Source organism: Actinopolymorpha alba DSM 45243 (genome assembly GCF_000373925.1).
GTDB classification, from domain to species: Bacteria; Actinomycetota; Actinomycetes; order Propionibacteriales; family Actinopolymorphaceae; genus Actinopolymorpha; species Actinopolymorpha alba.
Genome location: NZ_KB892765.1, coordinates 1 through 23,703 on the forward strand (window position 1 = coordinate 1; position 23,703 = coordinate 23,703).

At 69.9% G+C, this 23,703-nt stretch carries 19 protein-coding genes; 13 read left to right on the forward strand and 6 right to left on the reverse strand.

Annotated elements, in window-relative coordinates:
- Both B141_RS0121705 and B141_RS0121710 read left to right on the forward strand, forming a co-directional pair.
- A partial coding sequence (locus B141_RS0121705; protein WP_020577291.1) for an HNH endonuclease signature motif containing protein occupies nt 1–1,275 on the forward strand: 1,275 nt, incomplete at its 5' end.
- Between the two features lie 205 nt (nt 1,276–1,480).
- Complete coding sequence (locus tag B141_RS0121710; RefSeq protein ID WP_026257451.1) at nt 1,481–1,909, forward strand: OsmC family protein; 429 nt, start codon at nt 1,481–1,483, stop codon at nt 1,907–1,909.
- Nucleotides 1,910–2,064: 155 nt separating this feature from the next.
- Here B141_RS0121710 and B141_RS0121715 read toward each other — a convergent pair whose 3' ends face one another.
- Nucleotides 2,065–2,991, reverse strand: a complete 927-nt coding sequence (locus B141_RS0121715; RefSeq protein WP_157181188.1) for a mechanosensitive ion channel family protein — start codon at nt 2,989–2,991, stop codon at nt 2,065–2,067.
- A 275-nt stretch (nt 2,992–3,266) separates the two neighbouring features.
- On the opposite strand from B141_RS0121715, the gene B141_RS42010 reads away from it, so the two are divergent.
- The 3 genes from B141_RS42010 to B141_RS0121730 are packed head-to-tail and all read left to right on the forward strand — an operon-like array spanning nt 3,267 to nt 4,904.
- Complete coding sequence (locus B141_RS42010) at nt 3,267–3,665, forward strand: hypothetical protein (protein ID WP_157181189.1); 399 nt, start codon at nt 3,267–3,269, stop codon at nt 3,663–3,665.
- Nucleotides 3,652–4,041, forward strand: coding sequence for a DUF5130 family protein (locus B141_RS0121725; RefSeq protein ID WP_020577295.1), 390 nt, complete (start codon nt 3,652–3,654; stop codon nt 4,039–4,041). Before B141_RS42010 ends, B141_RS0121725 begins: the two co-directional genes overlap by 14 nt.
- Nucleotides 4,042–4,055: 14 nt before the next feature.
- Nucleotides 4,056–4,904 (forward strand): aminoglycoside 6-adenylyltransferase, encoded by an 849-nt coding sequence (locus B141_RS0121730; protein WP_020577296.1) that lies wholly within the window; start codon nt 4,056–4,058, stop codon nt 4,902–4,904.
- A 102-nt stretch (nt 4,905–5,006) separates the two neighbouring features.
- Here the strand turns inward: B141_RS0121730 and pepN are convergent, their stop codons facing one another.
- Entirely contained in the window at nt 5,007–7,562 is a 2,556-nt protein-coding gene (pepN, locus tag B141_RS0121735; RefSeq protein ID WP_020577297.1) for an aminopeptidase N, read from the reverse strand.
- 141 nt (nt 7,563–7,703) lie between these two features.
- On the opposite strand from pepN, the gene B141_RS0121740 reads away from it, so the two are divergent.
- Nucleotides 7,704–8,333: a mycothiol-dependent nitroreductase Rv2466c family protein gene (locus B141_RS0121740; protein ID WP_020577298.1), complete on the forward strand. Its 630-nt coding sequence runs from the start codon at nt 7,704–7,706 to the stop codon at nt 8,331–8,333.
- Between the two features lie 8 nt (nt 8,334–8,341).
- On the opposite strand, the gene B141_RS42015 is transcribed toward B141_RS0121740, so the two are convergent.
- The 3 genes from B141_RS42015 to B141_RS0121755 form a co-directional block, all read right to left on the reverse strand.
- Nucleotides 8,342–11,461: a M36 family metallopeptidase gene (locus B141_RS42015; RefSeq protein WP_020577299.1), complete on the reverse strand. Its 3,120-nt coding sequence runs from the start codon at nt 11,459–11,461 to the stop codon at nt 8,342–8,344.
- Between the two features lie 997 nt (nt 11,462–12,458).
- On the reverse strand, nt 12,459–13,730 hold the full coding sequence (locus B141_RS42020; protein ID WP_020577300.1) for an MFS transporter: 1,272 nt from the start codon (nt 13,728–13,730) through the stop codon (nt 12,459–12,461).
- The gene (locus B141_RS0121755; RefSeq protein ID WP_020577301.1) at nt 13,727–15,055 is read right to left on the reverse strand and encodes an MFS transporter; all 1,329 of its coding nucleotides are present in this window, start codon (nt 15,053–15,055) and stop codon (nt 13,727–13,729) included. The genes B141_RS42020 and B141_RS0121755 overlap by 4 nt, the downstream gene beginning before the upstream one ends.
- A 183-nt stretch (nt 15,056–15,238) precedes the next feature.
- Between B141_RS0121755 and B141_RS42025 the strand changes: the two genes are divergently transcribed.
- Entirely contained in the window at nt 15,239–16,414 is a 1,176-nt protein-coding gene (locus B141_RS42025) for an ROK family transcriptional regulator (RefSeq protein ID WP_020577302.1), read from the forward strand.
- A 72-nt stretch (nt 16,415–16,486) separates the two neighbouring features.
- Complete coding sequence (locus B141_RS0121765; RefSeq protein WP_020577303.1) at nt 16,487–16,948, forward strand: ribose-5-phosphate isomerase; 462 nt, start codon at nt 16,487–16,489, stop codon at nt 16,946–16,948.
- Between the two features lie 49 nt (nt 16,949–16,997).
- Here the strand turns inward: B141_RS0121765 and B141_RS0121770 are convergent, their stop codons facing one another.
- Entirely contained in the window at nt 16,998–18,227 is a 1,230-nt protein-coding gene (locus B141_RS0121770; protein WP_020577304.1) for a GNAT family N-acetyltransferase, read from the reverse strand.
- Nucleotides 18,228–18,494: 267 nt separating this feature from the next.
- Here B141_RS0121770 and B141_RS0121775 point away from each other — a divergent pair, with 267 nt between their 5' ends.
- From B141_RS0121775 to B141_RS0121795, 5 genes are all read left to right on the forward strand, one after another.
- On the forward strand, nt 18,495–19,406 hold the full coding sequence (locus B141_RS0121775; protein WP_020577305.1) for a Gfo/Idh/MocA family protein: 912 nt from the start codon (nt 18,495–18,497) through the stop codon (nt 19,404–19,406).
- Nucleotides 19,407–19,542: 136 nt separating this feature from the next.
- Entirely contained in the window at nt 19,543–20,637 is a 1,095-nt protein-coding gene (locus B141_RS42030) for a Gfo/Idh/MocA family protein (protein ID WP_272944099.1), read from the forward strand.
- Complete coding sequence (locus B141_RS51575; RefSeq protein ID WP_020577307.1) at nt 20,634–21,689, forward strand: Gfo/Idh/MocA family protein; 1,056 nt, start codon at nt 20,634–20,636, stop codon at nt 21,687–21,689. The genes B141_RS42030 and B141_RS51575 overlap by 4 nt, the downstream gene beginning before the upstream one ends.
- A 43-nt stretch (nt 21,690–21,732) precedes the next feature.
- Nucleotides 21,733–22,506 carry a TrmH family RNA methyltransferase gene (locus tag B141_RS0121790; RefSeq protein WP_020577308.1) on the forward strand — a complete coding sequence of 258 codons (774 nt, stop codon included), beginning with the start codon at nt 21,733–21,735 and terminating at the stop codon, nt 22,504–22,506.
- Nucleotides 22,507–22,546: 40 nt separating this feature from the next.
- Nucleotides 22,547–23,308, forward strand: a complete 762-nt coding sequence (locus B141_RS0121795) for a class I SAM-dependent methyltransferase (RefSeq protein ID WP_020577309.1) — start codon at nt 22,547–22,549, stop codon at nt 23,306–23,308.
- Nucleotides 23,309–23,703: the final 395 nt, after the last annotated feature.

Below are 23,703 nucleotides of genomic sequence, written 5' to 3' on the forward strand. Positions count from 1 at the left end.
GCGGGCCGGCACCCGTTCTCGGTGCTGGTCGAACGGATACGTGTCCGCCTCGCCGAGGAGTCTGGTGCGCCGTTGTGGTCGACTCCAGGGGACGAGCTCACCGACCTGCTGGTCAGTCTTGAAGCTCTCTCGGCGCAGCTCGAGGCGGTCCAGCTGCAGGTGATCCGCGAGGCGGACCGGCGTGACCTGGGTGCCAGTGTCGGTGCGACGGGTACGGCGGCGTTGTTGTCGTCGCTGCTGCGGATGCGCCCCGAACACGCGCGGGCGGCAGTGAAGCTGGCCAACGACCTGGACACCGTGCTCCCGCTTGTGCAGTTGGCGTTGAACGCGGGCGAGATCAGCGCCGATCACGCCCGCGTGATCGCGAAGGCGATCCGCGATCTGCCGAAGGAAGCCGGCCAGGAGACCCGGGCCGAGGCTGAGCAGGTGCCGGTCGAGCACGCCCGGGTCTTTGACCCCAAAGACCTTGCCGGCTTGGGCAAAGCGGTGTTGAACGCGGTCGACCCGGAGCTGGCGGACAAGGTGTTGGCGAAGAAGCTCGCCGAAGAGGAAGCGAAGGCTGCCCGGCAGCGCGAACTCACCCTGTACGACGACCCCAACGGCTCCGGCACCCATATCCGCGGGAAGTTGGATCCGGTCACAGCGGACATGCTGCGCACCGCCCTCGAACCCTTGTCGAAGCCGCTGCCCACCACCGCCGACGGGCCGGATCCCCGCAGCGCGGCCCAGCGTAGAGGCGACGGGTTCGCCGAACTCATCCGCCGCTACCTCAACGCAGGTGTTTCGCCATCGCAGGGCGGGGAGAAACCGCACATCGTCGTCACCATCACCGACACCGACCTGGTCAACGGCACCGGACTCGGCCGGCTGCTCCGCACCGGCACCTACGTCTCGGCTCGCACCGTGCAGGAGTGGGCGTGTGATGCCAAGATCAGCTGGTTCGGCATCCGCGACGGCGAAGTCGCCCTCTCCGACGGCACCCGCTTCTTCACCGGACGACTCCGCAAGCTGCTGGAGCTACGAGATCGGGGCTGCGCCTTCCCCGGCTGCGACCGGCCACCGGCGTGGTGCGACGGGCACCACGTCAGGTCGTGGCTGGAAGGCGGGCCGACCACGCTGTCCAACGGGGCCCTGCTTTGCGGTCACCATCACCGCCTCATCCACCAAGACACCTGGCAAGTCCAGCTTGCAGCCGACGGGATGCCTGAATTCATTCCCCCCGAATGGATCGACCAGCAACGCAACCCCATCCGCAACAACCGCCTCCGAACCTGACAGGTAAGGAGCAGCAGAACTTCGCCCGACCGCGACCGGAGTTTCGCGGTCGGACCCCATTCCGGCTGGTGGCGTTCAGACGTCGTGTGGCCGCGCCGCCACACCGGTGCGAAGCGGCGGTCGAGAGCCACCTGCGGCTGTGTAGTTTGAGGACATTGCTACCCCCTCACGTGTCGGCTGGGGGTAACGACCAACAGGAGGATCCATGGCCACAACGCGAACGGCGAATGCCCATTGGGAGGGCTCCCTCATGCAGGGCGCTGGCCGTGTCTCGCTCGACTCGTCTGGACTCGGGACGTACGACGTCACCTGGGCGGCGCGTTCGGAGGAGAAGTCGGGCGGGAAGACCAGCCCCGAGGAGCTCATCGCCGCCGCGCACTCGACCTGCTTCTCGATGGCACTCTCGCACGGGCTCGCGCAGGCGGGCACCCCGCCGGAGACCGTCGACACCCGGGCGGACGTGACCTTCCAGCCGGGGGAGGGCATCACCGGTATCCACCTGACGGTCCGGGCCAAGATCCCGGGCATCGATGCCGACACGTTCGCCAAGGCGGCGGAGACCGCCAAGGCCAACTGCCCGGTCTCCAAGGCACTCGCCGGCACCACGATCACCCTCGACGCCGCCCTGGTCTGAAACCGCGGACGACACACCCGGTGCCGCAACCGCAGGACGCGACGGCGACCTGCCAGAGGAAAGCTTCCGAGCTGAGCCGCTGGCGGGTCGCCGTCCCCCTGAGCGGAGCGGGAACGCCTAACGGAGCGGGAAACGCCTAACGGAGCGGGGAGTGGCTAGCTGGGTACGTCGACCGCACCGGCCGCGCCCGCCGACTGGCCGGGCCAGAGCGGCGCGGGTACGCGAACACCCTCCCGGTCGAACACGTCCTTGAGCCGGAGCCGCAGCTCCCGCTGGACCCCGAACTGCTCGTTCGGAGCGCACCGGCCGACGACCCGGATCGTGACGGCCGCGCCGTTGATCTGCTCGAGCCCGACCACGTGCGGCGCCTCCAGGATCCGGTCGCGCCACTCCTCCTCGTCGGCCAGCGACCGGGCCACGTCGTTGATCAGCCCTTCCAGCCGCGGGATGTCCTCGTCGTAGGCGACTGAGACGTCGAGCACGAGGCTCGACCAGCCCTGGCTGCGGTTGCCGACACGGATGATCTCGCCGTTGCGGACGTGCCAGAGGATGCCGTCACCGTCCCGGAGCCGGGTCACGCGCAGGCCGACGCCCTCCACGGTGCCGGTGGCCTGGCCCATGTCGATCACGTCGCCGACGCCGTACTGATCCTCCAGCAGCATGAACACGCCGGAGATGAAGTCCTTGACGAGGTTCTGGGCCCCGAACCCGAGGGCGACACCAACGACACCCGCGCTGGCGAGCACCGGCCCGAGTTGGAAGCTGAGTTCGTTCAGGACCATCAGCGCGACCATGCCGCCGACGACGACGGTCGTGATGCTCTTGAAGAGCGAGCCGAGCGCTTGGGCCCGCTGGCCCCGGCGTTCGTTGTAGAGGGTGGAACTGTTGCCGATGATCTGGGCCGCCCGCTTGCTGCCGAACAGATGCTTGGGCGGCGCGAGTCCCGCGGCCTTGGCGACGAGCCGGTCGATGACTCGTTGGACCACCAGCCGCAGCACGATGCCCATGACGATCAGGAACACGATGCGGGTGGGTGCTTCTGCCGCCTTGGCAAATTCGTCCCAGGTCAGTGCGGAAACCATCTGGCCATTCTGCACAGCCTGACCAAACCGCACAGTCGTGGTCCTGCGGCTACCTGAAAGCGCGAAGGTGGTTCGTCACCTTCCTCCCTTGGTGTCCTGTCCGTGCCCCGTCCTACTCTGAGGTGGACCACGAAGGGAGCCCGCGTCGATGTCCACGCACACCACCATCCATCGCTCGGCGAGGGCCGGATGGTGCTGCTCGGCGACGTGCGTGGATCATTCGCGATCCCGGGTCGACCGCTGGAAGCAGGAGTGGAGTGGGTACGGTGTCGTTCGTGAAGAATGCTCAAGGGATGGTTGGCCGGGCCGTACGCCGGGCCCTCGTGCTCGGTGCCGCGACCGGCCTGGCCATGACGGCCATGGTTTCCGCTGCCGGAGCGGCGACGCCCGACAGCTGGGAGAAGGAAGACCCGATGCCGATGATCGAGGTGCTCGGCATCTATGCCGGCATCCCGCTGGCGATGTTCGGTCTGATCACCCTTCTGGTCTTCACACCGTCCCTCATCCGCGGGTCCGGCAGCCGGCCTGGTGGCTCCTGGCAGGCGGAGTCCGAGTGGTTCGGTGCCCGGCCGGCCAGCGACTCCACCGGCGGCGAGGAATCCACGAGCGGGGCCAAGGCCTCGCTCGAGGCGCCCTCGAACCCAACCCAGGGGGGCGCGGGTGGCCAGTGGTGACACCTTCAGCCCGCGCGAGCGTGACGAGCTGGATCGGGCGGTCCGGGTCGCGGGGGAGTTCTCCGGCCTGAGCTTCTCGGCCTACGTCGGGGAGCCCGACGGAGACTTCCGCTCCTACGCCGAACACCTGCACGCCGCCCTCCCCAACGCCGCCCGTAGCGTCCTCGTCGCCGTCGATCCCAGGGGACGGCAGCTGGAGATCGTCACCGGCAAGGAAGCCCGTCGGGTGTTGAGTGACGCCGACTGCCAGCTGGTGATTCTCGGGATGCAGTCGGCCTTCGCCGGGGGCGACCTCGTGGGCGGCCTGGTCACCGGCATCCAGCAACTCGGTGAGCACGCCCGGCAACCCCCGACCGTCCATACCGACGAGCCGTAAGGAGCGGGGTACCCGTGAGTGAGCTGTTCGTTGACCGGCAGCCCGCCGCACTGGGGCCGCTACCCGCCGGTTACCACCGTCTTTTCGCCCGGTTGCTTGACGTCGTGGAGCACGACGAACGGATCCGGGCGCTCTGGCTTTCGGGATCGCTGGCCCGTGGGGTCGCCGACGCCGGGTCGGATCTCGACATCATCCTCGCCGTTCGCGACGCGGACTTCGACACGTACGCCGCGACGTGGCGGGACTGGCTCGCCACGGTGACGCCTACCCTCCTGGCGCGGGAGTTGTCGTACGCCGCCGGCTGCTTCTACTCGACGACGACCGAGTGCCTGCGGCTCGACGTCGTAGCCGAACCCGTCAGCGGTCTGGGCGAGACGCCGCACCGTCGCCGGGTGGTGGTGCTCGACCGCGACGGCCTGGACGCACTGGTGCCGGAGCCGAAGCCTCGGCCGGGACCTGACCCCGCTCGGATGGCCGGGCTGGTTGAGGAGTTCTACCGCCAGCTGGCAATCTTTCCGCCCGCCGTGGTCGCCCGCGCCGACTGGCTGCTCGGTGTGGTCGGCGTACAGGGAAACCGGCAGATGCTCTATGACCTGTTCGTCGAGGCGAACCAACCGCTGCCGCCGATGGGCGTCAAGCAGTGGAGCTCGAAGCTAACCCCCGAACAACGCGCCGCGCTCCAGGCCCTTCCTCCGCTGGACGCGCGGCCAGAGTCGTTGGTCGCGGCGATGCGGGCCACCGAGCAGGCGTGGCGTACGACCGGCCGCGCCACTCTCGAAGCCGCTGGCGGCGCGTGGCCGGCGGAGCTGGCCGACGCCGCGACCGTGTACTTCGAACGCGAGGTCGGCCGCGGCCCTGAATGATCACGTTTACGTGGTCATTACCTGCCTCACATGGCATCCATGCCATGCAAAGCGGACAATGACTACGTAAACGTGATCATTCAGGGCGGCTCGCGCGCCCCGTCAGCCTTGGGCGTCGCGGGCCTGTGCCCGCAGGGCGCGTTGTACGTCGGCGACGCCCTCCATCACCAGCCGGCGCACGGCTGGGACGGGTTGGTTGTCGTCAAGCCAGGCTTGCACCCTGTCAACCGTCGCCTGCGTGGCCAGCTGGCGCGGGAACAGCCCGATGAGGACGTACTGCGCCATCTCGTTGCCCTTGCGGTCCCAGACCCAGCCGGCGGCGTCGAGGTAGCGGTCGACGTAGGGCTCGAGCAGCTCCTCCTGACCCGGCTGCCAGAAGCCCCGGATCGTCTTGAACTGCGTCTGGTTGGGGACGTCGTCGCGGTCGACCGCGTCCCGCCAGGCGCGCGCCTTGGCCTCGGCGCTCGGCTGGGCGGCCCGGGCGTGCCCGGCTTCCTCCTGGCCCTTGATCGTGCCGTCGCGCTCCTGCTCGGCGTCGATCTCCGCCTCGCCGATCGCGCCCAGGCGGGCGAGGTTCTGGACGAGCGTCCACCGCAGCTCGGCGTCGACCGCGAGGCCCTCGAGGACCACCGATCCGTCGAGGATCCCGGCGAGGTAGCCCGCGTGCTCCGGCGTGGCCGCCGCGACGAACGCCCGGACCAGGGCCAGCTGGTGGTCGCTCCCCGGTGCCGCGCTCTGCGCGAGCGGCAGCAGGCCGGCCGCGAACGCCAGCCGAGCCTCCTCCCGGCGCTCGGGCGCGGTGTAGATCTGCACCGCGGACGTGACGGTACGGAGCAGGAGCTGGACGACGTTGATGTCGGGCTCGGTCGCGACCCCGGCGAGGACCAGCGCGATGTAGTCACGCGCGGACATCTCGGCGTCGCGGCACATGTCCCATGCGGCGGTCCAGCACAGCGACCGGGGCAGGGAGTCGGTGAAGTCGCCGATGTGCTTGACGAGCGTGGCGAGCGAGCGGTCGTCGAGCCGGATCTTGGCGTACGTCAGGTCGTCGTCGTTGAGCAGGATGAGGTCGGGCTGCGCGGCGCCGACGAGCTCCGGCACCTCGGTCCGCTCGCCCACGACGTCAAGCTCGACGCGGGCACGCCGGACGAGCCCCGCCTCGGTGCGGTCGTACAGCCCGATCGCGACGCGGTGTGACCGCAGCGTCGGCTGCTCCTCGATCGCGGACTGCAGGACGTCGAAGGAGGTGAACCTGCCGTCGCCGTCGACCTCGAACGCCGCCCGGAGCGTGTTGACCCCGGCCGTCTCCAGCCACTCCTTGCTCCACGCGTCGAGGTCGCGGCCGCTGGTCGCCTCCAGACAGGCACGCAGGTCGGCGAGGGTGGCGTTGTTCCAGTCGTACGTCTTGAAGTAGTGCCGCAGCCCGGCGAAGAACTCCTCGCGCCCCACCCAGGCCACCAGCAGCTTGAGCACGCTCGCGCCCTTGGCGTAGGTGATGCCGTCGAAGTTGACCTCGACGTCCTCCAGATCGCGGATGTCGGCGGCGATCGGGTGGGTCGAGGGCAGCTGGTCCTGGCGGTAGGCCCAGGTCTTGTCGGTGTTGGCGAACGTCGTCCACGCATGCGACCAGCGGGTCGTCTCGGCCTGGCAGAGCACGCTGGCGTAGGTGGCGAACGACTCGTTGAGCCACAGGTCGTCCCACCAGCGCATGGTTACCAGGTCGCCAAACCACATGTGGGCCAGCTCGTGCAGGATGGTGTTGGCCCGTGACTCGTAGTAGGCATCGGTCACGCGGCTGCGGAAGACGTACTCGTCCCGGATCGTCACGCAGCCGGCGTTCTCCATCGCGCCCATGTTGTATTCGGGCACGAAGAGCTGGTCGTACTTCTCGAACGGGTACGGATAGTCGAAGAGCTCCTCGAAGAACGCGAACCCGCGCTTGGTGACGTCGAGGATCTCGTCGGCGTCGAGGTGCTCCTTCAACGACTGGCGGCAGAACACGCCGAGCGGGACCTCGCCGCGCTTGCCGAGGTAGGTCTCGCGCACCGCGTGGTAGGGCCCGGCGACCAGGGCGGTGATGTACGTCGAGATCCGGGGCGTCGGCGCGAACCTAAAGACCGCCCCACCGTCGCCCACCGACTCGGGCTCTGGCGTGGGGGAGTTGGAGACGACCTGCCAGTCAGCGGGCGCGGTGACGGTGAGCGCGAACGTCCCCTTGAGGTCGGGCTGCTCGAACGTCGCGAACATCCGGCGCGCGTCGGGCACCTCGAACTGCGTGTAGAGATAGGGGCGCTGGTCCACCGGGTCAAAGAATCGGTGCAGGCCCTCACCGGTGTTCATGTAGCTCGCGTCGGCGACGATGCGGACCTCGTTGTCGGCGGCGAGGCCGTCGAGGGTGATCCGGGAGTCCTGATAGACGCTCGCTGGGTCGAGGGTGGTGCCGTTGAGCGTGACCTCACGCACGTTGGGTGCGATCAGGTCGACGAAGGTGCTGGCGCCGGGTTCGGCACAACTGAACCGGATGACCGTCGTGGACTGGTAGGTCGTCGCGTCAGGGTTGGTCGCCGAGGTGAGGTCGAGGTCGACCTCGTATCCGCTGACCGACAGGAGGCGGGCCCGCGCGTGGGCCTCGTCGCGGGTGAGGTTGGTGCCTGGCATGAGGCTCATCTTTGCACGGTGGCACGCGCGGTGAGCGGTCGTACGTGGCCGGATGCTGATCGCTTTCCGGCAGGGGCCGTGAGGACGGGAATGCGTGCGCGCACAGACGTTGTTGTCCTGCCAGGCGACTAAGGAGCGATCATGGCTGGGAAGCGGGAGACCGCCGATTTCTGGTTCGACCCGATCTGTCCGTGGGCGTGGATCACCTCCCGCTGGATGCTCGAGGTGGAGAAGGTACGCCCGGTGGAAACCCGCTGGCACGTGATGAGCCTGGCGGTCCTCAACGCCGGACGTGACCTGCCCGAGGACTACAAGAAGTCGATGGAGACGGCGTGGGGTCCGGTCCGGATCGCGATCGCCGCCGCGCAGCGAGCCGAGCAGGCCGGGGAGGACCCGAGTCCGGTGCTCGGCCGCCTCTACACCGAACTCGGCACCCGCTTCCACCACGAGAAGAAACCCCGCGAGCGCGCGACGTACGAAGAGGCGCTCGAGGCGGCCGGCCTGCCCCGCGACCTCGCGGACGCCGCCGACGTCACCGACCATGACGACGCGCTGCGCAAGAGCCACACCGAGGGCATGGACCAGGTGGGGTACGAGGTGGGTACGCCGGTGATCAGCGTGGCCGGCTCGGCGTTCTTCGGTCCGGTCCTGTCGCCGATCCCGCGCGGTGAAGACGCCGGCAAGCTCTGGGACGGCGTACGGCTCGTCGCGGGCACCGACGGCTTCTTCGAGCTGAAGCGCAGCCGTACCCGCGGGCCGGTCTTCGACTAGGAGTCGGCTCAGTCCCACACCGCGTAGGGCAGCGGCGACCGGGCCGGGGCGGGATCAGAGCCGTAGACCATGAACTCCGCGAGCGCGGCGTCGTCAACCTTGCCGGACGCCAGGCAGTTGGAGGTTGACAGCGGATCCGACTCCTGCTCGCCGTGGTAGGTGCTGTTGCCGGTGCACTGCGTGTCGAGGATGACCAGCCGTACGTCCGTGGCGGGCGTGTCGGGAACGTCGAACGCACGGAAGGTGAGGTCCGGCGTGATCGGACGCGGCCGCCCAGCGGGGAACGCATCGCCCGGCGAGGTGTAGATCCGCTGCCACTGTCCCGGCGCGTCGACGGCACAGGGGTTGGATGGGGCGCGGACGCAGGTCTCGATCGCGAACCTCCGGAGCGCGGCGAAGCGGTCGGCGGTGCGGGCACTCACCTTCACCGACCGCACCGTCCGGGGCGCGGACCCGGCGAGGTCGACCGCGATGGCGCTGCCCCGCACGTCGGGAGTGGACCTGCTGACCGTCCAGCTCGACGCCTCGTTGTCGTCGATGAGGGCGGCCGGTCGCGTGCCGCCCGGGCTGGTCACCACGGTCGCGCCGTTGCTGGCTGAGGCGAGGTTACGGCTGAGGTGGAGCGTGAGATAGCGGGTACGCCCCGCCTTGATGGTGGTCGTCGTACGCCCCATCCCGAAGCCCGGTGCCGACCAGGTGAGGTCGTAGGTCCCGGCCACCAGGGCGAGGTCGCGGGCCAGCGGGCTGCCGGGATCGGTGTCGACCACCGGCGTCGAGGGCGCGGCGTACCTCCCCAGGTACACCGTGACGTTGATGGGTGTTCCGGTGTGGCGGTCGCGGGCGTCGACGATCAGGCGGCCCGACCGGATGCGGGGAGTGAGGTCGGCCGGTGCGGTGAAATCCGGAACGCCGGGCCGGCGGCCGGCGGGTGGCTTCGCGTCCGGTCCGAGGCCCCGACGCGCGAAGGCCGCCCAGAGTTCGCTGGCGTTCGCGCCGTCGAAGCGCATCCGGTCGGCGGCGAGAAGCGCGTCGCGGGCATCCACCATCGTGACGCTGCTCTGCTGGAGCAGGAGCGAGTCGAACAGCAGCTGTATCCATCGCCGGTTGCCCGGACACCGTGCGACCGGGCGGTCGCCGCCGGCACACAGCTGCTGCGCGACCTTGTCTGATGCCGGGGCCTCGCCGTCGTACTTCCTGACCAGCGCCTGCCGGATGTCCCAGTTGATGGCGGACCAGATCTCGCCGTCGGCGGCTCGGTTCCCGGGGTCGAAGCCCGCGTTCGTGACATTGAGCGGGCTGGATCCGAGGCGGTAGTTGCGGACGCCGTGCCGTGGATTGCCGGCGACGTACGCTCCGATCGCGGTCGGCGGGCTGCCGTCGAGACTGCTGCCGCCGTACTCCAGGAGGAACTCCGCGGCCAGCAGGTCTGACCATGCCTCGCCGACCGGGTGTCCCTGCGTACCGATGATCCCGGTGTCGGGTCCGCCGACCATCCGGTTGGTGACCGCGTGGGCGTACTCGTGCGCTACCACGGTGGCGTCGAAGGCGCTGTCGACACAGGGTCCGTACCACCCGGCCGCCAACGGCTGGAAGAGATAGTGGCTGGCGATCGCGGGGAGGCCGTCCTGCAGGGTCACCTGGTTGGCGTTGTTGCGGCCGAGATAGGTCGGGTACCCACCGGTGAGGGCGCCGGCCTGGACATAGCCGATCTGCCGGTCCCCGCCCAGGCCCCCGTGCCCGGCGTCCTGCTGGAGGTTGTGGTTCGCCTCGGTGAAGCCGAGCCGATAGGTCCAGTCGTGCAGCTGGTTGTGGAGGTCGAAGACGTGCGCCGCCGCGATGGCGGCGTCGTTGCCGCCCGGCCGCAGGTTGGCGGCGTCGCATCGCGACCGCCGCCAGGCATTGCCGAACTCCCCGCCCACGGGCATCGGTTCGGCGGCTGACGACGCGCCGGCCCCGACGGCGAGTGGGCTGGTCCAGGCCGGTGAGGTGATCGCCTTGGAGTTCACGGTGAGGTGGGCGCCGGCCTGCTCGGTAAGGGTGAGGGTGCTGCCGTATGCACCGGCGTCCTCGCCGTAGGGTTCGCTCGGCCGGTAGATGAACGCCCACACGGGACCGGACGTGGTGGTGGTCCTGAGGAGAATTCCGCAGCCGGGGACGCACCCGGACGCGTCGGGGTCGAGGAGGCTCGGGTCGAGCAGGCTTGGGTCGAGCAGGTGGTCGACCCGGTCGTGGCGGATGAGGACGGCGCCGGTACCCGCGTCCACGAACGACGTCGAGGCGGCCGCGGTGCCGTCCTGCACGTCGACGACGTTCGTTTCGTACGCCGGCCGCACCCCTCGGCCAGGTATCCCAACCGCGACGAGCCGGGCCTGCTGGGACTGTGCCATCCCCGCGACGGTGAACGTCGTCCAGTCCCGGAGATTGGCGGCTTGGTCAATGGGACCGACGGCGTTGGGGGACACCGGCTGCCCCACCGCCGTGGCCGCGCGCAGCCAGGCCTGGACGGCGCTCAGCCTGGGGGGTTCTGGTGCGGGCGCATCGCCGTACGCCGACGAGGAGACGTAGACGACCGCGTCGTCGGCGACGCCCACGGTGATGAGGCCGCCGGCGCCGGCCGGCAGGTCCCCGAAGCGCTCGCGGAAGACGACCACGTGCGCACGGCGACCGCCGTCACCGGCACCGGCGGCGGCGAGGGCTCCGACGCTGAGCAGCTCGAGGCCGCGAACGCGGGCTGCCGTCATGTGGAAGAGCACGCGGTTGTCCTCGACGAACCGGCGTGCGACGGCAGCGGGCGTCCCGCGAAGGTCGGACGCGAGTGTGCCGTCGGCGGGCAACACTGACGCGGCCGTGCCAAACCGGGTCCAGCGCGCGGTCGCTCCCAGCGCGCGGATCCGGCGGAGCTGCTGAGCGGACGGAGCCACCCGCCCTTCTCGTACGTCGATGTCTTTGTTGATGGCGGGACGGCTGAGCACGTCTGTCCTGCTCGCCTGACTTGAGCCCTCCTCGCCCTCGGCGACAGCCGAGGTGGCGGGCAGGGTGAGGCTGCCCGTCAGGGCGAGCATGGGTACTCCCACGGCGGTCGCGGCCTGCCGAGCGATCCGCGTGACCCAGCTGCGCGGTGTCCGCATCGCACCCCTCCGGAGCCGATCCCGTCGTGCGGGACGAAGAAGAGATGGGTTCCTTACCGAAACGACCGTGCCACAGAGGGTTACACAATGAGACGAAATCGCCGAAAATTCTACGGAGAGTAGTCACTGAAGCTTTTGTGTGGTGCCCGTCCACGAACCCGCTGCCCACTCCCGTGATCATGATCGTGATCGTGAAGGCGGGAGGGGACATACGTCCCGATGGCCTTCATGATCATCGGCTTCGCGGGCTTCGCGGGCTTCGTCGGCGTTTCTCGCTCACTATCCGATACACCTGGGTGTACGCCATTCGAGACGGTTGCTGTATTCAGTGAGACCCTGAAGACTTCAGGGTGTTATAGAGCCTGTTGCTTAATGCGCGCCCTTTTGTAAAGAGTGGGGAAAGCCCGCGGATTCCAGCGTTGGACGAGCACTCAGTGGAACCCTGCGCTCAGAGCAGCTCGCCTGCTGAGCGTGGGGCTGCGGCCTCCGGTAGACCTCAGGGATGAACATCGTTCTCATCTATCAAAAAGCAACAGGCTCTATAGCACCCCAAAATCTTCACGATCTGAGATGGCCCGCCCATCCGAGACTGCCGCGCCCGCCTGCTGCCGGACGTCGCGCGGCAGAGTTCCCTTGCATGGTGGGAACTTCCGCGTTCCACCCCGGAGAAGGCGTAGACAAGTAGGCAAGGTGAGCCGCTACCCGCGGCGCGACCGGTATGGCGGTCCAGGCCCGCCTGATGCAGGGCGCCCACCGGCGGTTTCGAGTACCCACCGAAGAAGTTCGAATAACCCTCCACTGAGACCGAGTAGCCGCAGGTGGCAATTTCTCCACGCGGGTCCCCCTGATCATTTCCGCGTGCGAGCAGTTCTTCGGCTGTCTTGCTGACCTTCAAGATCATGAAGGCAAAGAGGGCTATATGTCCTGATGGCCTTAACGATCACGATCACGATCACGATCACGATCACAGGGAGCGGTGATGGGATCGGGGGCGGGGTCAGGCGGGGATGCTCTGCTCTGCTTCCTCCGGGGATCGGCGGCGGGAGGTCGTGTGCTCACGCAGGACGAACCCGAGCACTGCGGCGATGGCGGCGAGAATGGCGATCGTGCTCAGGGCCGCCGGGAGTCCGAGCTGGTCCGCGAGGAACCCGATCAGCGGTGGCCCGGCGAGCATGCCGGTGTTGCCGATCGTCGAGGCCAGCCCAACCCCGCGCGGTCCGCCGATCGCCCCCGCCCGCGCGATCGCGATCGGGAACATGTTGGCGAGCCCGAACCCGACCGCGACCAACCCCGCGAACGCGAGACCGAGATCCTGCGCCCATGCCGCGACGAGAATGCCCGCACCCGCGATCAGCGCACCACCCGTGAGGACCCAGGTCTCCCCGGCGAGATTGATCAGCCGGCCGCCGATCAGGCGCCCCGCCGCGATCGCGACCGAGTACGCACCGAACCCGTACGCCGCCACGCCAGCCGCAGCGCCCAGGTCGTCGCGCAGATGCAGGGCGGCCCAGTCACCGACCGCGCCTTCGCCGTACGCCGTACACAATGCGACGACGCCGAACAGCACCACCACCAGGCTCACCGGGCGGCGTCCAGAGCGGCGTCCCGAACGGCGGTCCGCCGGCTCGGCTGGCGCGGGCTCCCCGGCATCCCCGTTGACGCCGGCAGCGCCCACACCGCCCAGGCTGGCAGCCGCGTCCGGGCGCAGCATCCGGCCTCCGACAAGCAAGGTGACCAGTACGCCGGCAACCGCGATCAGGCTCAGGTGCTGCGGGGTGGACAACAGGTCTGCCAGGACGCCGCCGATCACCGCGCCCACCAGTCCGCCGAGGCTCCAGAGTCCGTGCAGCGGCGACATGATGGCGCGCCCGGTCGCGGCCTCGACCTCGACGGCCGCGCTGTTCAACGCGACCAGCAGGACGCCGTAGATCACCCCGAAGAGCAGGAGGATCGCCCCGAGCTGGACCACCGAACGCGCGAGTCCGGGCAGGATCAGCGCCGCACATACCAGGGGGAACGACGCCACCGTGACCGCGCGGGTGCCGAAGCGTTCGCAGAGTCCGCCGGCGAAGTACATCGACACCGCCGAGCTGAACGTCATGCAGAGCAGTGCGAACCCGAGGGCCGTGGCGGACGCGCCGACCTGCTCCTTGATCTCGGGTACCCGCACGACCCAGCTGGCGAACACCACGCCGTCGGCGGCGAAGAAGACCGTCAGTGGGTACAACCGGGTCACCGGACGGTGGCTGCGCAGGCGTGCTCGGGTCATGCGGACCGTCCTTCGGTAGAAGCAGAAGCAGAAGCGGAAGCGGCGACCGGGGAGGGTGCGGGCGGTGCGGTGCTCCAGCGGCGCACCACCAGGGCGAGCACCGCGGCGCACACCGACAGGACGGTGACCGTCGAGAGGGCGGTCGGTAGGCCGTACCTGTCCGCGAGGAACCCGATCAAAGGTGCCTGTCCGAGGACTCCGAGGCTCGAGATCACGGAGACCCGACTCACGCCCCTGGGTCCGCCGAGCACACCGCCGCGGGCGATCGCGATCGGGAACACGTTGGCGAGACCAAGACCGACGACGACGTAGCCGGCGACCGCGAGTGGTAGGCCAGCGTGGGGGAGGTGGCCGGACCAGCTGGCCGCGACCGAGCCGACCGCCGCCAGCGCGAAGCCGCCACTGAGCACAACGGTGTCGCCGAACCGGCGGATCAGCCGGGCGCCGAGGAACCGCCCGACAGCGATCGCGCACGCGTAGGCCGCGTAGCCGAAGCCCGCGACCGCGGCGGTGGTACCAAGGTCCTCGCGCAGGTGCAGGGCGGCCCAGTTGTTGCTCGCGTACTCACCGAACGCCGTACACAGGGCGATGACACCGAACGGCAGCACGATCCAGCGAGCAGCCCGCCAGTCTGGTACGAACGCCGCCGGCGTCGAGGTGGCCCGGTCCGTTGTGGTGACGCTGTCCGTCGTGGCGGCCCTGTCGGTCGTCGGCTGGGGCGAAGGGAGGGGACTGCGGAGCCGGGGTCCGAAACGAAGGGTCACCGCCAGTCCGAGGACCGCCATCAGCCCAAGGTGCGGTGCGGGTGCGAGATGGTCCGCGGCGAACCCACCGACCACGGCGCCGGCGAGCGCCCCGACGCTGTAGATGCCGTGCAGCGTAGGCACCATCGGGTTGCCGCTGGCGGCGGCGGCCTCGACGGCGGCGCTGTTGAGCGCGATGTTGAACGTGCTCTGGGCCAGGCCGTGCACCACCAGCGCGACGCCGAGCCAGGCCACCGAGCCGGCCAGGGCGGGCAGGACCACGACGAGGCTGAGGAGGGTGGCGCCGGCGACGAGGACCTGCCGGGTCCCGAACTTCAGACAGAGCCGGCTGGCCAGCAGGGTCGCGGCGAGCCCGGCGAGCGAGCCGGTCAGCATGGCCAGCCCGAGGCCGCCGGCCGTCGCACCGACCTGGGCCTTGATGTCGGGGACGCGGACGAGCCAGTTGGCGGGAAGGAAACCGACGAGGCCGAAGAAGACGGCCAAGGCGTACGGGCGGCGGGCTGGCCCGGGACCAGTCGGAGTGGCTGGCCGGGCAGGTTCGCCGCCCCGTCGTTCTGACACAGGTGCTCCTTGGCAGGACGGGGGAGCGGGGTGAGAGGGGCGCCGGGACGAGGAACCGTCCTTGACCGTGCGCACCATCGGTCGTTACGGTCACAGAAACTAACAGGCAGGCTTCCTAATGAAAAGAGGCCGTCGATTCCTCATGCGGCCACACCCCGGACCGCCCGGCTGATCAACGACCGGGTGGCGTTCGAGTTGCTCCTTGACCGCGGCCCGCTCACCCGCCGCCAGCTGCGGTCGCTGACCGGGCTGTCCGGCCCCACCGTCGCCGACCTGGTCCAGCGGCTCGAGGCCGCGGGACTGGTCGCGCCGGTGGGCGAGGCGGGCACCGAACGCCGGGGTCCCAACGCGACGTTGTACGGCGTGCTCGCCGAGCGGGCTCACGTGGCCGGCGTGGAGGTACGCCCTGACCGGGTCATCGCCGTCGTCACCGACGTCACCGGCGCGCCGGTCGGGGTCTCCGAGGTAGCGCAGGATCCGCGGATCGCACCGCACCAGTTGGTGTGCGCGGCCATCGACGGCGCGCTCGCTGACGCCGGGCTGGCCCCCGACCAGCTCCGCATGGTCGTCGTGGGAACGCCTGGACTGGTCGACCCGGCCAGCGGCGACGTGACGTTCGTGGCCAGCCTGCCGACCTGGCACGCCAACCTGCTGCCCGGACTTCGCGAGCGGTACGGCGACCGGGTCCTGCTGGAGAACGAAGTCAACCTTGTCGGCCTCGCCGAGCACCGGCTTGGTGCGGCTCGCGGTCGCGACACCTTCGCCCTGCTGTCTCTGTCGACCGGGATCGGCGTGGCGATCGTCCTCGGTGGCCGGCTGCACCGGGGTGCGTCGGGCGGCGCGGGCGAAGCGTCGTACATCCCGCTCGGCGCGCTCGGCAGCGGAACCTTCCAGGACCATGCCGGCGGTGATGCCATCGTGGCGCTGGCCCGCGAGCACTGCCTGGACGACCCCGACGGCGGTCTCGGTGCGCTCGTCAGCGCGGCGGTCGCTGACGGTCCGCGACACGAGGCGTTCCTCGACGCCATCGCCGACCGGATCAGCGTGGGCGCCGTTGCCATCTGCGCGGTCCTCGATCCGGGGGTCGTGGTGCTCGCGGGGGAGGTGGGGCTTGCTGGCGGCGCGGACCTCGCCTGCCGGGTGGCGGAGCGGCTCGCCGCGCGGATCCCGCTCCCGACCGAGGTCGTCCCCGGCGCCGTCGGCGTGGGCGGCTGGGGCGTGCCGGAGGGAGGCGTGGTCGGGCCCGGTGACGAGGCGCGCAGCGCGGTCGACGGCAACCCGGTGGTGCGCGGGGCCGTCCTCGTCGCGCTCGACCTGCTGCACCAGGAGACCTTCGGTGAACCAGCCGGGGGACGTTGACCTCGCGGACCTCGTGGCGACAGTGGGTGGGGACGTGTCGGGCAATCCATCCCAGCCTGGAAGACTGCCGCCATGCGCGTGCATCTGGGATCGGACCACGCGGGCTACGAGCTCAAGCAGCACCTCGCCCGTTGGTTGGCCGAGCAGGGTTATGAGGTGGTCGACCACGGGCCGTCGGTGTACGACCCCGAGGACGACTACCCGCCGTTCTGTCTGGCGACCGGACAGGGAGTGGTGGCTGACCCGGGGAGCCTCGGCGTCGTGATCGGAGGCTCGGGCAACGGCGAGCAGATCGCGGCCAACAAGGTCACTGGCGTGCGTGCCGCGCTGGCCTGGAACACCGACACCGCCCGGTTGGCCCGCCAGCACAACGACGCCAACGTGCTGTCAATCGGTGCCCGGATGCACACCACCGACGAGGCGACGGGCTTTGTCAACGAGTTCTTGACGACGGTGTTCTCCGGCGAAGCCCGCCACGCCCGCCGGATCGCGATGCTCACCGCCTACGAGGAGTCCGGGACCATCGGCCTCTGACCCGGCCCTACCGGCGGTGCGTGGCTCCGACCTACCGGTGTCGAGCGCTCTAGAACGACGTGTCGAGCAGGGGTAGCGGGTCGTGAAGGAACGCCTGGGACACCGCGGCCAGGCTGCCCGCCGTGCGTTCCTCGATTAGGCCTGCACCGCCGGCCGCCTGGAGTGAGGGCCGGCCGAGGTATGCCGAGGCAAGGTCGCGAATGTCGAGCACCAGGTTGGGTTCGCGGGTGACCCGGCCACAGGAGGCCCCGGTGGCGTCGCCGGCCAGGTGCCAGCGTCCGGCGTTCCACGGACAGAACTCGTCCCGCACCTCGAGCACCACGTCGACAGGGCGGGTGTAGGTGCGGGAGCCGAGCGCCCGGCCGACCTCGACGAGCCGCACCCACAGGCTGTCGCGGAATCCGAGTGCGGCCTGGCGAATGTCGACGAGCCAGCGCAGGAGCGGGTCGTCCATGGCGAGGCGGCGGTGGATGGTCGTGGCCATGAGGTCCTGGTCGAGCAGGAACCTCCACAGTGCGGCGTACGACGCGAGGTCGGTCGCCTGGACCCGCTGCACCGTGGTCCTGCCGGCGGGCCCGCGTTGCTCCCAGGACTGGCGGGTCTGGAAGTAGGCATAGCCGGTGGGCGCTCCGGAGCGTTCGGCGACCACGCAGCGCAGCGGCGAAGCGCCCCCGCGCATGCTCGGCGGGTCAGCGATCTCGCCGCGCGCCCATGGCTCGGTGTAACGGAACATCCCGGGACGCGTGGCCACGACCGACTCGCGAATCGCGGTGCAGATGTCGAGCGACTTCTCGGCGTCGGCGTAGCGGATCGTCACCTCGTCGGTGCCCGGCACGGGGCGGAGGGCGCTGCCTACCTTGGGGATCTCGACGCTTGCCCAGTCGCTCGCGTGGCCGTATCCGAACCGGCCGTAGATCGCTGGCTCCGATGCGGTCAGGGCCGCGACCGGCTCGCCGCCGGTCTCGTGCAGCGCGGTGAGTTGGTGCCGCATGAGGGAACGAAGCACGCCACGACGGCGATGGGTGGGCAGGACGCCGACCATGCTGACGCCGGCCACGCCGAGCGGGCCGCCCGGGACCGTCATCGTGAAGGTGTAGGCGCCGGTGTGCCCCACCAGGTCGTCACCGTCGAAGGCGCCGATGCTGCGGTCGGCCTCGAACCGACGGCGCTCGACCTCCAGCGCGTCCTCGGGCCAGGCCTCGCCCCCGAAGGACAGCTCTATCAGCCTGATAGCTCGTTGCGACTCGTCCGCGCCGAGCGGGCGTACTTCGATCGTCATGCGGCCTGCCTATCAGAGGGCTCCGACCATCGACCATGGGATTTCGGGCGAGCAAACCTCCGACGCGTCGGCCACCGCCGGGGAAAGCCCGATCTACGGGCTGCACCGGCTGGAGATCACGGCAGTGTCAGGCGCGGGCGAGAAATCCCAACGTTGACAGGCCGTTACGGCGCCTTTACGTTCAAGGGCCGGGGACGAAGGCCGGAGCGCACCCGGCCAGCAGGGCAGCTCTGCGGATCACATCCGCTGTCGAAAGGGCAGACCCTGGTGACCAACACAACCGTCCAGCATGATCCGGTCCAGCTCCGGGTCGGACTGCTCGGCGTCAACACCAGCCAGGCATCCGTGTTCGCGCGGATGCTGAACGCCGAACGCGTGATCCCAGGTGCGCGCATCAGCTGGGTCTGGGGTGGTGAGCTGCGCCCTGACCAACCCGATGCCACCACGTTGGCAAGGACGTACGCCATCGAGGAGGTCGTCGGCGAGCCCACCGAAGCGCTCGCCGAGACCGATCTCGTGCTGGTGGTCGAAGGTTCCGACAACGGCGCCAACCACGTACCCCTGGCCCGTCCGTTCGTGGCGGCTGGCGTACCCACGTTCATCGACAAACCGATGAGCGCGGAGCTGGTCGAGGCGCGGATGCTCTTCCGGTTGGCGGCCGAGAGGGGCGTGCCCGTGACGAGCTCGTCGGCGTTGAGGTACGCCCGGGAACTCCGCGAGAACCGCGACCGCATCGCCCGCATGGGTCGGCTCTCGTCTGTCGTGAGCGTCGGGCCGGGGCGGTGGTTCTTCCACAGCATCCACGGACTGGAGCAACTCCACACGCTGCTCGGGCCCGGAGTCGAGTGGGTGCGGCGCTTCGCGTGGCCCGACCGCGACGTCGCCGTGCTCGGCTATCCCGACGGGCGACCCAGCGCCGTGGTGCAGACGCTGCGCGACGCGGAGTACCGCTTCCATCTCACGATGTACGCGGAGAAGGGCTGGTACTCCCTGGAGACCAACGACTACGACGCCTTCTACAGAGGGCAGTTGCGGGCAGTGGTCGAGATGGCGCGGACCGGTATCCCGCCGGTGGCGCCGGAGGAAACCCTGGAGCTCTTGGCGATTCTTCACGCCGGTGTCCGGTCGGAGGAAGCGGGTGGGCAACCGGTCCGGGTCGCGGACGTCCTCGCGGAATAGGCGTTCGCGGAGTAGGCGTTCGCGCAGCGTTCCCGGGGGTGGCCGGGAGTAGCGTGCTCGCCGTCCGCAGGATGGACGGGGCTTCCGCTCGGGGGCCCGTGCGGCTATGAATATGGTCCGTACCAGATAGCGGTGACTGGCGCGCGGTTCGTGTGCGGGTCGCCGTGGTGGTACGCCACGAGAACGAAGCTGGAGGGTGACCCGGGTGAAGGTCTCACGCGTAGGGGTCGTCGGCCTCGGCGGCATTGGTCGCGTCCACATCGCCGGCCTGCGGCGGTTGGGTGTCCAGGTCCACGGTTACGACGACATACCCGATGCGAGGTCCAAGGCCAACGAAGAGCTCGGGGTCGTGGTGCACCCCGATCTCGCCTCGCTCATCGATGCGGTGGATGTCGTCGACGTGTGCACGCCGACCGACACTCACGCCGCCGCGGCCCTCGCGGCGATCCGCGCCGGGCGTTCCGTCATCTGCGAGAAGCCGCTGGCCCGCACGTTGGGTGAGGCGGACGCGCTCATCGCGGCCGCCGACGAGGCCGGAGTGGCGCTGCACGTGGCGCACGTCGTGCGGTTCTTTCCGGAGTACGCCGCGGCGCGAGCGGCGGTCGCGGCAGGCCGGATCGGCCAGCCGGGTGTGCTCCGGCTCACCCGCGAGGGTGGCATGCCCAACCCCAACGGCTGGTACCACGACGTCGCCCGCTCCGCCGGGATCATCGGCGACGTCATGATCCACGACATCGACTTCGCCCGGTGGATCGCGGGCGACGTGGTCCGGGTCTATGCCCGCACGCTCCGGCCCGCGGGTCCATACAACGGCGCGACCCATGCGTACGCCCTCCTCACCCACGCGAGCGGAGCGATCAGTCACCTGACCGCCTCGTGGGCCCGCACCGGCGCGTCCTTCCGCACCAGCTTCGAGTTCTCCGGCAGTCAGGGGATGCTCGACTACGCCACCGACCAGCGGCCGTTGCTGCGCACCGCACCACCCGACCTGGCGCACGCGGGCGGGCCCATGCTCGACGAGGATCCCTGGGCGGCGGAGCTGCGGGAGTTCCTCGCCGCGATCGAGGGCGGCCCGACGCCCCGGGTGACTGCCCACGACGGCCGGGCAGCGCTCGCCATCGCGCTGGCGGCGCTCGAGTCCGCCGAGACCGGCCGTGCGGTGGACCTGCCGCCCGCGGCGAACCCGTTCCCTGGAAGCGCCCCCTCGCCCGCGGAGGTCGTGTCGGTATGACCAGTCCTGAAAGCCCAGCCGCCGCGTCCGGTGAGGCGAGGCCGGTCAAGATCGGCATCATGTCGTTCGCGCACCTGCACGGCGCGGGCTACGCGGGTGTCCTCGCGGGGCGACCCGACATCGAGTTGCGGGCCGCCGACGAGAACGCCGACCGCGGCAAGCCGATCGCCGACGGCTTCGGGATCCCGTTCACCTCGTCGTACGCCGAACTCCTGGACTGGCAGCCCGACGCCGTCATCGTCTGTTCCGAGAACGCCCGGCACCGGGTCCTGGTCGAGCAGGCCGCCGCGGCTGGTGCGCACGTCCTGTGCGAGAAGCCGCTGGCCACCTCGCTCGTGGACGGGCGCGCGATGATCGACGCCTGCGAGGCGGCCGGTGTCACGCTGATGACTGCGTTCCCCGTGCGGTTCGCCCGACCGGTGGTCGGTTTGGCGAAGCTCGCCCACGACGGCGCCCTCGGTCGCATCCACGGCGCCGCCGGGACCAACCCGGGCAGGATGCCGGGTGGGTGGTTCGTCGACCCGGACCTGGCCGGTGGCGGCGCGGTCATGGACCACACCGTGCACGTGGCCGACCTGCTCCGCTGGATCCTCGGAGTCGAGGCAGTAGAGGTCTACGCCCAGGTCAACCGCATCCTCTACCCCGACCTGCCGGTGGAGACGGCTGGGACGTTGGCGATCACCTTCGCGGACGGCACGGTCGCGACCATCGACTGCAGCTGGGGTCGCCCGAAGTCCTATCCGACGTGGGGCGGCGTGACCCTCGAACTCGTTGGTGAGCAGGGGATCGCGACCGCCGACGCGTTCGGCCAGACCATCAACTCCTACCACGACGGGCCGGGGCGTGCCGGCGGGCAGGATGTCGCCTGGTCGCCGTGGGGTGACAACCCCGATGCCAGCATGCTGGCGGAGTTCATCGCGGCGATTCGTGAGGGCCGGCAACCACGGCCTGACGGCTGGGACGGTTACCGCGCGACGGAGATCGCGTTCGGCGCCTACCTTTCCGCGGAGTCCGGCCAACCGGTGTCACTGCCGCTGCCGGTCGACGGTTAGGGCGTGGCTGGCGTCCCGCGCGCCGGGTGCGAGACTGGGCGGCGTGCGGGAAGAGGTGTCGCCACGGGACCGGTTCGTCACCGTCTACGGCTTCCGGCCGGTGCTCGCGGCGCTGGCGGACGACCGGCTCTCCATCGACAAGGTGCTCGTCGCCGAGGGGGCGCGGGGCCCGTCCTTGCGCGAGATCGTCGCGGCTGCGGATGCGCGTGCGGTGCCGGTTCGCCGGGTCCCGCCGCACCGGCTCACGTTGCTGTCGGGCAACCCGCGCCATGACAACGGCGTACTCGCCGATGTGGTGGCGCCTCGGATGCGAACGCTGGCGACGGCACTCGAGGCGCGACCACACGAGCGGCCCCAGACCATTCTGGTCCTCGACGGCATCAAGACCCCGGCGAACGTCGGGATGATCCTGCGGACCGCGACCGCCGCTGGCCTCGACGGTGTGGTGGTGCCGCATCGCGGGGTCGCCGACCTCGACCCCCTGGTGGTGAAGGCGTCCGCGGGCGTGGCGTTCCACGCGCCGGTGCTGCGCTGCGACACCGCGGAGGAGGCGGCCGAGCGGTTGGTCGAGGCCGGCTACACCCTGGTGGGGCTCGCGGCCGACGGGTCGGAGTCACTCTTCGAGGCGGAGATCCCGAGCCCGGTGGCATTCTTCCTGGGGGGCGAGACCGACGGCGTGAGCCCGGCCGCGCGGGCGTACATCGGCGCATGGGTGAGCATCCCGATGCCGGGCGACGTGGAGTCGCTGAACGTCGCGAGTGCCGCGGCGGTCGTGGCGTTCGAGGTCGTCCGCCGCCGTCTCACGGTGCGCGCGTAGGGATACCGAGGGCTGAGCCGGTCGCTGTACGGTGCGACCGGTGGACAGCACTTCTGAGCACACGCGGCGGGCCAGCTCCTTCGGGGCGCAGGCGTCCGCGTACGCCGAGTACCGCCCGAGCTATCCCGACCAGGCTGTCCGGTGGGCGCTGGAACCCGTCACCGACCGGGAGCAGGTGCGTGTCTGCGACCTGGCGGCGGGCACCGGAAAGCTCGCCGAGGTGGTTGCCCGGCAGGGGTACGACGTTCTGGCGGTGGAGCCTGACCTGGCCATGCTGGCGGAGCTGCGCCGGCGGCTGCCGGGCGTACCCGCGTTGAACGGCCGCGCCGAGGAGATCCCGCTGCCGGACGGGAGTGTCGACGCGGTCGTGGTCGGCCAGGCGTTCCATTGGTTCGACGTCGACCGGGCACTGGGGGAGATCGCGCGCGTGCTCAGGCCGGGCGGCGTCGTCGCCGGGCTCTGGAACTTCGAGGACGACCAGGAGGATTGGGTCGCCGGCCTGGCGGCGGTGTACGGGCGCCTCGGGTCCATCGGGCAGTGGCGCGGCGATCGGACCTTCCCTGCGCACGAGAGGTTCGGCGCGTCGGAGAGCGCGGAGTTCGCGTACGTCGAACGCCGGACCACCGAGTCGCTGGTCGGGGCGATCAGCACCCAGTCGACAATGCTGGTGATGCCGGACGGCGATCGCGCCCGGCTGCTCGGGCTGATCCGGGACTACCTTCGCGGCCGACCCGAAACCGCATCCGGGGAATTCGGCGTTCCGATTATCGCCGGCGTCATTCGGGCCGTCCGCCTTTCCTGAAAAGGACCTCGGTCTCCTGCGCGGGTGGCGCGTGCGTCGACGTTGGTGGCCGATTTCTGCACGTTGATCATGAACGAGCTGACCACGAGTTTCGAATAGGCCTCCAGCGGGGGCCCGCATGTCTCGGCATTCGGATAGACGAGGCTGCGCGGCGTACAACACCAGTCCGGACGCGGTTTCACCGGGCGCGGGGGCCTGGTGAAACCACTGGAAGGCCCGTGGTGGGCAGGCCATCTCAGATAATGAGAAACCAGCCTTCTGTCTCACATTGTGTACACCCTTTGCTGGACCTCACGCGCCAATTCCCCACCCCGCTAGGTGAATTTGCCTTGCCTGGTGGGGACATACCCTGCCTCGCACCTGAGAAGGTGTACGCAATGTGAGGCGCCACCCGC